Genomic DNA, 11,195 nt, shown 5'->3' on the forward strand with positions numbered 1-11,195 from the left:
AACTATTATTTATTTTTTAAATTAACAAAACTTTTCAGAGGCTACGATGAAAGTATTAGTTCCGATAAAACGTGTTATTGACTATAACGTCAAAGTTCGGGTAAAACCCGATCAATCAAATGTAGATCTTGCCAATACAAAAATGGCTATAAACCCCTTTTGTGAAATTGCCGTTGAAGAAGCTGTTCGTTTAAAAGAAGCGGGTATAGCAACAGAGGTAATTGCAATTTCTGTCGGTGATAAATCTTGCCAAGAGCAATTGCGTACTGCATTAGCTTTAGGTGAAGATCGCGCCATACAAATTGAAACTGATGAAAGCTTAGACGCACTAAATATTGCTAAATTACTACAAAAAGTTGTTGAAGAAGAGCAACCGCAACTTGTAATTTTAGGTAAGCAATCTATTGATAGTGATAATAACCAAACAGGTCAAATGCTTGCTGCTTTAACAGGTATGCCACAAGGCACATTTGCTTCAGTTGTAAAAGTTGAAGGCGAAAAAGTTAATGTTACCCGTGAAGTAGATGGCGGTTTACAAACTGTTGCGCTTAATTTACCCGCTATTGTGACCACAGATTTACGTTTAAATGAACCTCGTTACGCTTCATTACCTAATATTATGAAAGCTAAACGTAAACCATTAGCAGTGAAACCTGCAGCAGATTTTGGCATTGATTTAACAGCTCGTACTAAATTATTAAAAGTTACTCCACCTGCACAGCGTCAAGCTGGTATTGTGGTAGAAAGCATTGATGAATTAGTTGAAAAATTAAAAAATGAAGCCAAGGTGATCTCATGAGTATTTTAGTAATTGCTGAACACGATAACAGCTCGTTAAAAACTGAGACGTTAAAAACAGTTGGCGCCGCGCAAAAAATTGGTGGTGATATAACATTACTCGTTGCTGGTTTTAATTGTCAAAATGCTGTTGAAGCTGCCTCAAAAGTAAATGGCGTAAGCAAAGTATTAGTTTGTGACAATGCCGTTTATGAACATCAGCTTGCTGAAAATATTAGTTTATTAGTCACTGAATTAGCAGCTGACTATGAACATATCTTAGCAACTGCGCTAACTACCGGTAAAAACTTTATGCCTAGAGTTGCTGCCTTATTAGATGTGTCTCAAATTTCTGACATTATTGACGTTGAAAGTAGTGATACTTTTGTTCGACCTATCTATGCCGGTAACGCTATTGCGACAGTACAAAGCTTAGATAACAAGAAGGTTATCACTGTTCGTACTACTGGCTTTGATGCCGTTGCGACAGATGGTACTGCTGAAGTAATTAACCTTGATACTGTAACTGATGCTGGTATATCAAGCCATGTAAGCGACGAGTTAACTGTATCTGCGCGACCTGACTTAGGCGCAGCAGGCGTTATTATTTCTGGTGGTCGTGGCATGCAAAATGGCGATAACTTTAAATTACTTGACGGTATTGCTGACAAATTAGGCGCAGCAATTGGTGCATCACGTGCTGCGGTTGATGCAGGCTTTGTTCCTAATGATATGCAAGTTGGTCAAACAGGTAAAATTGTTGCACCAGACTTATATATTGCGGTAGGTATTAGTGGTGCTATTCAGCATTTAGCTGGTATGAAAGACTCAAAAGTTATTGTTGCTATCAACAAAGATCCTGAAGCGCCAATCTTTCAAGTCGCTGATTATGGTATTGTTGCTGACTTATTTGATGCGTTACCAGAGTTAGAAAGCAAGTTATAACTCAAACATTAGTCATTACTTTCAAGCAGTCCTTTAAACAGTACTAAGCACAAAGTAATATTGATATAATAAAACCACGCTTATGGAAATAAGACGTGGTTTTATTTTGTCTAAAATTTGTGAAGCAGGTTTAGTTAATAGTGATATTTAAGAATATTGAGTGATTTATGAAAAATAATTTATCGAGTTTAAGTGATTTAGCTGCTGCATTTGGTAAAGCACCAATAGAGCAAGATAAGCCTACACCCGCGAGTGATGACTCATTAGTCTACTCAACAGAATCAGGCCGTATCAACCAACAAAAAGAAAAAAATATTACGCCAAGTGATGGTTTTGCCAGAGTAAGGCGCGAAACTAAGGGCCGAAAAGGCAAAGGCGTTATTGTTATCAGTGGCTTAGGGCTAGATAATAAAGCATTAAAAGAGTTAGCAAAAAAACTTAAAAAAACTTGCGGCAGCGGTGGCTCCGTCGTTGATGAAACCATCGAGGTTCAAGGCGACAAACGCGACGTTATACAGCAAGTACTCGAAAAGGCCGGTTTTAAAGTTAAGTTTACCGGCGGTTAACGCTTTCCTCAACTTAAACCACTTTAATACATAGATAGCTATATATGAGTTATATAGTGCCGGTATGAGTTAGACCTGCACTAAATCTGGTAGCTTTTTCTGCCAGATAAGGCATGCGATAGTGTATTGCCATCTACATATTCTAATTCCCCACCGACAGGGACACCGTGGGCTATTCTAGAGATATTAACTTGATGCTGCTGAGCCAATTCAGCAATAAAATGTGCTGTCGCCTCACCTTCCACTGTCGGATTAGTTGCTAAAATAACCTCACTAAATTGACCTGTAGAAAATTGCTTAGCTAAAATATCTAGGCCTAAATCATCTGGCCCTATGCCATCAATAGGAGATAAATGCCCCATCAAGACAAAGTACTTGCCAAAAAACTCGCCCGTTTGTTCAATGGCAATAACATCACCTGGCGTTTCCACAATACACAAGGTAGTTGAAAGTTGACGTTTTGGGCTTTGGCAGATTTCACATAATGCTTCTTCGGTAAAATTTCGGCACTGCTGACAATGACCAATATCAGTCATGGCTTTCGCTAAGGTATTAGCAAGTTTACTACCGCCACGACGATTACGTTCAAGTAACTGAAATGCCATGCGTTGCGCTGATTTTGCGCCAACGCCAGGTAAACACTTTAATGAATCAATTAACTCTTGAACCAGTGGACTAAATTTCATAACTAACCATTTAATTTTATATTTTAATACGTGAACCTGAAAAGTTATTCGCAAACACAAACAATAATTAATGATTCACCACTATTTAATAGCTAATTTTAATCAACTTAACCGGTAAATAGTAGTGACTTCTTGAAATATATATACGTCGTTCAATGACTAGCTATAACTTAGCTAGTCCAGTCTTTAGCAACCATGAATCCATTTGGTATAACACCAGTAACTATTGCTCGTATTTATTTTGGTAAGTGAAACTAGCTTTTTGGCGAATATTATCAAGTGAAGTTCCCAGCAGTACTTCAAATTCCCCTGCCTCAGCCAACCAGTCATTGATGTTAACGTCCCAAAAAGATAAGTCACGTTTATTCAAGAAAATACTAACTTGCTTACTTTCTCCTGGCGCTAAATAAACTTTGGCAAACCCTTTTAGCTCTTTCATCGGCCTTGAAACACTGGCCTTTTTATCATGTAGGTATAACTGCACAACCTCAGCACCAGCGACAACACCCGTATTTTTAACCTCCACGGTCACAGTAATACCTTCATCAGCAGTTATCGTTGATGCGGATAGGTTAATGTCAGTTAACGAAAACTGGGTATATGAAAGACCATGACCAAAGGTAAAGGTTGGTTTGATATGTTGTTGTTCAAACCAGCGATAGCCAATAAAGACTCCTTCACTATATAAACTTTCTTTGGCGTTATAATCATTAAGAGCAATGGGGGCGGTGTCTTCCAGATGAGCCGGTAAGGTAATCGGCATTTTTCCACTCGGGTTAACATCACCTGTTAAGATATCTGCAAACGCATGGCCCGCTTCCATCCCTCCGTACCAACCCCAAACAATCGCCTTGGCTTGCTTTACCCAAGGCATTTCAACAGCTGAGCCAGCGACAAGAAACACTACTGTTTTTTCATTGGCTGCAATCAACTTACTAATAATTTCATCTTGCGAGTTAGGCAATTTCATATCCACTCGATCGATTGACTCTCTGTCGTCACCGTGACTCAAACCACCAAAATAGATCACAACATCTGCGGCTTTAGCTGCGGCGATATACTCGGCCTCACTACTGAACAATTCACCTGGCGCATTCCAACCTAAAGTGAAATGTTCGCTGCCATCATATTCAATTTCAAACGAGTAGCTTTCACCCGCCGTTAATTCAATTTCATAACTTAATGCTGTAACTTTACTCACATCACTTGAATTAGTTGAATTAGTTGAATTAGCAGTTTCGACATCATCAACTTGATGAGTAATGACAATTTGGTCATTTATTTTTAATTGAAAATCACCTAATGTTTCAACATTCAATTGATGTGAGCCTGTCGTTAAAGGTTTGATTGTTGCCGTCATCGTAATGAACTGAGTGTTGGCTGAGTCTTTGGCTGTAAACTTAGAATCAACTATCCAAGATTGTTCCTGTAAATTCACCCTTGCTGATTCATTAAAGTAAGCTATATTCCATGCTGGTGTACCCGTCCAATGACGACTATTAACATAATCACTGGCAATTGCAGACAATTCACTACTACGTGCTCTCATCACGGTAATATTTACATTCTCACCAAACTTTGCTTTTAAACCTTGTAGTGGTGTGATTTCATACAAAGATTTAACTTCTGATGAACCGCCACCTGTACCATGTTTTTTATCTGCATTAGGGCCAAGAACTAAAATATTTTTGACTCGTTTTTTATCTAACGGTAATACCGGTTTAGAGCCGACAATATCATTTTTTAATAACACCACACCTTCGGTAGCAATCTTACGTGCCGCAGCTTGATGCGCTTGAGTATTTCTTGACCCTGGTGAACGATTTTCGTCATACATACCTATACTATGTTGCACTCTTAAAATACGTCTAGCCTTCTCATCTGCCACTGATTCAGGAATTTTTCCTGCTTGGATCATTGCTAAAAAAGGCTTTGCCAAAAAGTAATCTTGATAATCAGCAACATCTGTACCCATTTCTAAATCTAAACCGTTAACTGCAGCATCATAAGTATTAATATCAACATGCCAGTCAGTAAGTAATACCCCTTGATATCCCCATTCGCCTTTTAAAATATCCATCACTAAATGCTTACTCTGATTAGCATTAGTACCATAGTATTGATTATATGATCCCATCATGCCAAGCACCCCGCCCTCTTTAACCGCGGCTTCAAAGGCAGGTAAATATACTTCTCTTAAGGTACGTTCATCGGGCTTAGCATTGACGCCGATTCTATTTAACTCCTGCGTGTTTAACGCATAATGTTTAACAGTAGCGGCCACATCATTTGCTTGAATAGCTTTAATCTGCGGTACTACCAACTTTGCCGCTAAGATTGGATCTTCCCCCATATACTCAAAATTTCTGCCATATAAAGGTAAACGCGCTAAATTAACGCCTGGACCTAGAATAAAGTCTTTTTTTCTATCGCGTGCTTCAGCGCCTAAGACTTGACCGTGTAAGCGAGCCATTTCAACATTCCAACTGGCCGCAACTGAGGTAAGGTGAGGTAAATAAGTCGCATGGTCATCTGTCCAACCAGCCGATGCCCAAGTATGACGCTCAATTTGATGACGCACCCCATGAGGACCATCAGACAACCACATTTCAGGAATGCCGACACGCTCAATAGCGTTTACATGGAATTTACCACTGGCATGCGCCAAAGATACTTTTTCTGGCAGAGTCATTTTTGACAGGAGCATTTCCACATCTTGCTCTACTGTCGCTAGACGACCCTCAGTCGCTGCAACACCTTGTTTTGTAATTAAGGTTTTATTGTCATTAACACAAGCAGTAAGCCCAATACTAAGAGTCAGTATTACAGAAACCAACAGAGTATTTTGTAACTTATTTTGCCACTTGTTTTTCAATTTATTTTTCGTAAATGTATCGTTCATTAACTAACCTTTTAAACTTGTTGATTTTGGGCACACAATTAAATGTAAGCGTCTCTATCTTGTTGTTGCCATAATATCGGTAGATATTTTGGTAAGAAATTTAATTACCTTATTAGGCGCAGCTTTTGAAAAACATCGGCGGTAATATAACCTAAGTTTTTACTACCATTGACTGCTTTGATATCCGTTGAACCGATAAAATGTTCACGTTCCTTACTGCCATCGTTATCGCAGTAAGCCAGCATGAAACCCAATTTTTTACCCTCAAATAATGTCACTGCAACTGGATTTTTCATAGCCAGAGTAAAATTATCGTCATAAACCCGAACAGATACTTCCCAAATCACTTTATTGGGCGATTTTTCACTGCGCCGCCATACACTAGTAATATGATCATTTAATAAAACAAAGTTATCTGAACCATCTACGTTCTTCTCACCAATATCTACTGCTTGATTATCGAGGGCGACATGATAGGCAAAAGCATTAAAATTAAATTGATGGTTACCACCCGAGGCATCTTCATCAAGGAAAATTTCTAAACAGTCATCATCCCAATAAAGATGGCGCGGATCTGCATGTTGATCGAATAAAACGTCATCGGTAATTTCTACCAATAAATAGAGCTGTTGCTCGTCCCACATAACTTTAAATTGTCCAGAAAAATCGTCCGCGCTTGGTTTATCACCTAAAATTAGACTATTGATTGGCTGCCATTTAGCTAATTGCCAGCTAACCTCATTTACTAAGCCGTCTATTCGCATTTTTTCTGGTGATTTTAGCGCTTCAAGGGCAAAGCAATTCATTGAAACTGCCATTAATAATGTGATGATAAATTTAAAATAGTCAGCATACTTGGGCATTATTATTTTTCCTCATAATTTGTTGAGTAAGTTTATTTATTTCATCAGCAACTAAAATAAAAGGTCGTTCTATATTAATAGCGCTAACATCTGGCTCTATGAGTAAGGGGGGGTCCATTGCTTCAAATTGGCTATCAAGTAAAGTAGGTGAAAAGAAATGATTTTCACGTTGCATAATTCGCTTGGTAATTAATTCTTTGTTGCCATTTAGGTAGAAAAAATGACAATAAAAAGGAAGCTCTCTAAATAGTTGTCGATGTGCTGATTTTAAGCCGGAATAAGCAAGTGTTACCGATTTACCTTGTTGAGACAGTAAATTTAAATGCTTTATAATAGCGTCTAACCAAGGTTTTCTCATGTCGTCAGTCAACGGTTTATTTTCTGCCATATGTTTTTTGGCTTCAGCACTGTGAAAATCATCCGCATCAATAAAAACCAATGAAATTTTGTCGGCCATTTGTTTGGCTAAGCTTGATTTTCCCGTACCGCTAACGCCCATAACAATAAACAAATTAGGCAACGGCTGTGATGATTTTGTCATTTAACGTTATCCTCACTTGTCATTGGAACCCTCACTTGTAACTGATAGTGTTGCCCTGTCTTTAAGTCAGTTAATACATTGCCAGCGATGACCTGCTTATCGAGTAAGACTTCCATGACAGTAATATCGCTGGTTTGCTCAATATCAAAATTCACCATCGCTCCCCTAAAGAGTCGCTGACCAGATAAGTATGGCAAGGTTGCTGGCATTTTAGGCGCTACGTGTAAACCGCGAGCACAACCTTTTAACCCACACAACTCTTCCACTAAACAACGATATAACCAAGAAGTGGTACCGGTATTAAATAAATGACTTGAGCGACCTGCTTTTTTTGGGAATTGATGATAAGCCCCGCGATAATAATTGGGTACATAGATAGGTAACTGCCCTGTTACTTCAGCATTCTCAAGCGACGGCAACATTTTACTCAGTAACTCAAAAGCTAAATTATTTTGCCCTGCTTGATAAAGCGCGAAAATATAAAATATTGCCGCGTGATTATAAACTGAGCCATTTTCAGACACCCCTGGATGTTTTTGCGTAATTCGACCAATATCTTCCACCATACTGGTATAACTTGGCGCCAGCATCATAACTCCTTGCGGTGTAATTAACTGCTTAGTGATGGCAGTAATCATTTCAATTTTCTGATGATCGTTTGCTGCACCACTGAGCATGGCCCAACTTTGAGGGTTAATGAATATTTTCCCCTCAGACTCTTTATCAGTACCAAAAACACGGCCGTCATCGGTAATACCACGAGCGAACCACTGTCCATGCCATAAGTATTCGTTTACTGCGTTATTAATGGCTTTGGCTGCGAATCGATATTCATCATATTTTTGTCGGTTAATACCTATGTCGTATTCTTCATAGATATCGCACCAAGTGGTTAAGGCATATGCTGTTGCTAAAGATAACCAAGTAGAAACACCTTTGCCTTTGTATCCCACCATATTCATCGGATCGCACCAATCGCCTTGTTCAATAAAACTCAAACCTCGATGATCGGTGGCATTAATGAGGTAATCCAATGCTAACTCTATATGGCGGGTAAAAGATTGTTTTTGGGCTGAATCTGCAAAAGCAATCATTTCACTGAGTAAACTGACATCAGCCGTTTCATTTAAATAAACTGACAGGCATATGGGCAACCAAACACCATGATCAGCGTGAGGGACTTGATTAATATATTTAAGCTCAGCTTGCGCATGTAACAAAACCCCTTCAGGCATAGCACCGTTAATGGTTTGCTGAGAAACAGCTAAGATATAGGCCTGACGAGTCCGCTCTGGATTAATAAAAGCCATGCCCATATTATCTTGAATATAGTTTCTCGTTTGAGGGTCTGTGCTTAACCGATTCACGTCACCATGATAAAACATCTGTCTTGGTAACCAGTGATTAAAAAAATCATCAAAACTGACATTACCACTGTTAATGGTTAAACACGCTTTTCCTTGTGCTATGTAATCTCTATAAGATTGTTCCGCTTTGTTTCGTTGCTGATGGCCAAGATACTTTTCTTTAATTTCAGCTATCTCTAACTCATCTTTTGCCGGACCAAATAGAAATTGATAATTTTTCTGTTCACTTGGCATTAACGACTGTTGAAACTGCATAACCGCAACAGGTGTTTCATAACGCGCTTCAACATTTTCTAATAGCTCGGCTTGTAATGCACTCGGTTGATGCAGGCCACCTTCACCTTCAAAGTCTTTTTGGTTGGCATGCCACGCCGTGGGTGGGGTATCACTCAAAAAGAAGGTTTTGTCTTTTAACTGCTTATTAGTAAAGTAATCCGCCACTTTTTGGTAGGGCGTCACAGAATCAGCAACAATGGCATTTAATGCTTCGTTATAACAAGCCGATTGATTCATCCACGACATATAACCAATAGAGAAATACGGGTATAGACTAATATTTTTCACGGTATCCGTTAAATTGGTTACCGAAAAAAACCAGCATTCAACTAAATCATCCTCAGTTAAATTAACTTTAATGGTTATCTTCAAACCACGGTGTTCAATTGACCAAGTAATATCACTATTGCCTAACTCAAATGAAAACTTGTCAAGTTGAACGCGCATCGGCTCGTAAGGTAGTGAAATGATCTCACCACTGTCTTCATCTTTAAGATAAAAAAATCGCCCCGGATGATGGCTGAAATAACTATGCTCTGGTTGAATAAAACTTTTGGCTTCCATATTCGGCGCGTAAGAGTATTTAGCGGGCTCTGGCTGCATAAACTGTGAATTAACATAACCCCGACAATTCACTTGCATAACCATGGCGCGGTTCCATAAAAACCCGGTTGCATTCGGCAATTTGGTTGGGCTGGTAAGCTTTATTTTACTCAAGCCATCAACTGCTGTGTCGATACTGAATAAAGGTAATTTAGACATTAACAGCTCCTGTTGTAACTGGCTGAGCATCATCAATATTAGACTTTTCTTGTTGACCTAATAATTCCTGCTGAATTTTTTCTAATTGTTGATCACCTAACGGATAAAAGTAGATTAACGGTACGGCAATAGCAGCAAAAATTGCCGGGATCAAAGTCATCAACAACACAATTCCCTCTTGGGAGACACCCGTTTGTACTTGATTAGCCACATACCCCATAGAGGCGAGTAACCAACCAATCATAGCCCCAGCCAAGGCACCGCCAAGCTTTTGAGCAAATGCTGCCGCTGAAAAAATCATCGCGGTTGCCCGTCTTCCTGTTCGCCACTGCGAGTAATCCGCCGTATCGGCATACATAGAAAAAACTAACGGTGATTTTGGTCCCAATGCTAAACCAATCATTATTTGTAAAACGTACATCAAGGTAATACTGTCGTTTGGTACAAAATAGAAAATGATCGAAAGTAGCGCAACAATAGTCATCAAGATCATCAACAAGCGACGTTTATCAACAAACTTGGTTAATAGGGGCGTAGATGCTGCACCAATGGCTAACGCAATCATATAAGCCATGGCAAAGCTGCCAATTAAGTCAGGACGTTCAACGTAATATTTAAAATAAAAAGTGCCCGTGCTACCTCTTAATGAAATGGTCATCATGATAATAAGGGCTAAAACAAACAAGACTTTCCAAGGTTTATTCTGCGTTAAGTCTTTTAAATCCTGCAATACCGGTGTTTTTTGCTCTGCCGGCGGGGAAACACGCTCAGTAGTGGATAAGAAGGTAATTACAAAAAGTACCGCTGCAATTAAACCATAAACCAACATAGTATACTGCCAACCTAAGGCTTCATTGCCCTGCCCCAAATAATTGACCAATTCAGGCGTCATATAAGCAACGAGACTTCCTCCTGAAAACGCACCAATAAAACGAAAGCTTGTTAACGTAGTTCTTTGTTGGCTATCAGGGGTGATAACACCAAGTAAAGCGCCATAGGGCACATTAATGAAGGTGTAAGCCAACATCATAAAGATGTAAGTGCCGTAAGCCCAAATTAACTTATTACCATCACTGACATCGGGTACGGTGAAAGTAAGTACGCCTGCGGCCACCATATGGATAATACCCCAAAGTAAGTAAGGTCTGAATTTACCAAATTTTGTTTTAGTGCGATCAGCTATTGCCCCCATCAGTGGATCAGAGAAAGCATCTATAAGCCGAGTAACCAGCATCATAGTACCGACAGCAGCTGGAGAAAGGCCGAATACATCGGTATAAAAGATAAACAGAAATACATCAAAGACCCGCCAATAAAAATTTGAGGCGATATCACCACAGGCGTAACCCATTTTCTCGCCTAAGTTAAGTTGATGCTGTTTTATTTTTTTTATCATTATAGGTTCGCTGTTATTGGAAAAATTCACATTGATTCTTTAAGTCACAAAAAAGGTATTACATTTAGTTTTTAACCATTTCACAATTAAATGTAAGCGCTTACAAATATACTG

The 11,195-nt window shown here is 39.1% G+C and carries 9 protein-coding genes; 3 read left to right on the forward strand and 6 right to left on the reverse strand.

Annotated elements, in window-relative coordinates:
- Nucleotides 1-46 precede the first annotated feature (46 nt).
- From ESZ36_RS13125 to ESZ36_RS13135, 3 genes are all read left to right on the forward strand, one after another.
- Nucleotides 47-799, forward strand: coding sequence for an electron transfer flavoprotein subunit beta/FixA family protein (locus ESZ36_RS13125; protein WP_146788745.1), 753 nt, complete (start codon nucleotides 47-49; stop codon nucleotides 797-799).
- On the forward strand, nucleotides 796-1,722 hold the full coding sequence (locus ESZ36_RS13130; RefSeq protein WP_146788747.1) for an electron transfer flavoprotein subunit alpha/FixB family protein: 927 nt from the start codon (nucleotides 796-798) through the stop codon (nucleotides 1,720-1,722). The genes ESZ36_RS13125 and ESZ36_RS13130 overlap by 4 nt, the downstream gene beginning before the upstream one ends.
- Before the next feature lie 167 nt (nucleotides 1,723-1,889).
- Nucleotides 1,890-2,288 carry an SUI1 family translation initiation factor gene (locus tag ESZ36_RS13135; RefSeq protein WP_342779734.1) on the forward strand — a complete coding sequence of 133 codons (399 nt, stop codon included), beginning with the start codon at nucleotides 1,890-1,892 and terminating at the stop codon, nucleotides 2,286-2,288.
- An 80-nt stretch (nucleotides 2,289-2,368) separates the two neighbouring features.
- Here ESZ36_RS13135 and recR read toward each other — a convergent pair whose 3' ends face one another.
- The 6 genes from recR to ESZ36_RS13165 all read right to left on the reverse strand — a co-directional run bounded on the left by recR (nucleotide 2,369) and on the right by ESZ36_RS13165 (nucleotide 11,081).
- Nucleotides 2,369-2,974, reverse strand: coding sequence for a recombination mediator RecR (recR, locus tag ESZ36_RS13140; protein WP_146788749.1), 606 nt, complete (start codon nucleotides 2,972-2,974; stop codon nucleotides 2,369-2,371).
- 223 nt (nucleotides 2,975-3,197) lie between these two features.
- Nucleotides 3,198-5,681, reverse strand: coding sequence for a beta-glucosidase (locus tag ESZ36_RS13145; protein WP_146789005.1), 2,484 nt, complete (start codon nucleotides 5,679-5,681; stop codon nucleotides 3,198-3,200).
- 299 nt (nucleotides 5,682-5,980) lie between these two features.
- Nucleotides 5,981-6,739, reverse strand: coding sequence for a sugar-binding protein (locus ESZ36_RS13150; RefSeq protein WP_146788752.1), 759 nt, complete (start codon nucleotides 6,737-6,739; stop codon nucleotides 5,981-5,983).
- Complete coding sequence (locus ESZ36_RS13155; protein ID WP_246129095.1) at nucleotides 6,723-7,280, reverse strand: gluconokinase; 558 nt, start codon at nucleotides 7,278-7,280, stop codon at nucleotides 6,723-6,725. The genes ESZ36_RS13150 and ESZ36_RS13155 overlap by 17 nt, the downstream gene beginning before the upstream one ends.
- The gene (locus ESZ36_RS13160) at nucleotides 7,277-9,685 is read right to left on the reverse strand and encodes a GH36-type glycosyl hydrolase domain-containing protein (protein ID WP_146788754.1); all 2,409 of its coding nucleotides are present in this window, start codon (nucleotides 9,683-9,685) and stop codon (nucleotides 7,277-7,279) included. Before ESZ36_RS13160 ends, ESZ36_RS13155 begins: the two co-directional genes overlap by 4 nt.
- Nucleotides 9,678-11,081 carry an MFS transporter gene (locus ESZ36_RS13165; protein ID WP_146788758.1) on the reverse strand — a complete coding sequence of 468 codons (1,404 nt, stop codon included), beginning with the start codon at nucleotides 11,079-11,081 and terminating at the stop codon, nucleotides 9,678-9,680. The genes ESZ36_RS13160 and ESZ36_RS13165 overlap by 8 nt, the downstream gene beginning before the upstream one ends.
- Nucleotides 11,082-11,195 lie beyond the last annotated feature (114 nt).

Source organism: Colwellia demingiae (assembly GCF_007954275.1).
In the GTDB taxonomy this organism is placed as follows: domain Bacteria; phylum Pseudomonadota; class Gammaproteobacteria; order Enterobacterales; family Alteromonadaceae; genus Colwellia; species Colwellia demingiae.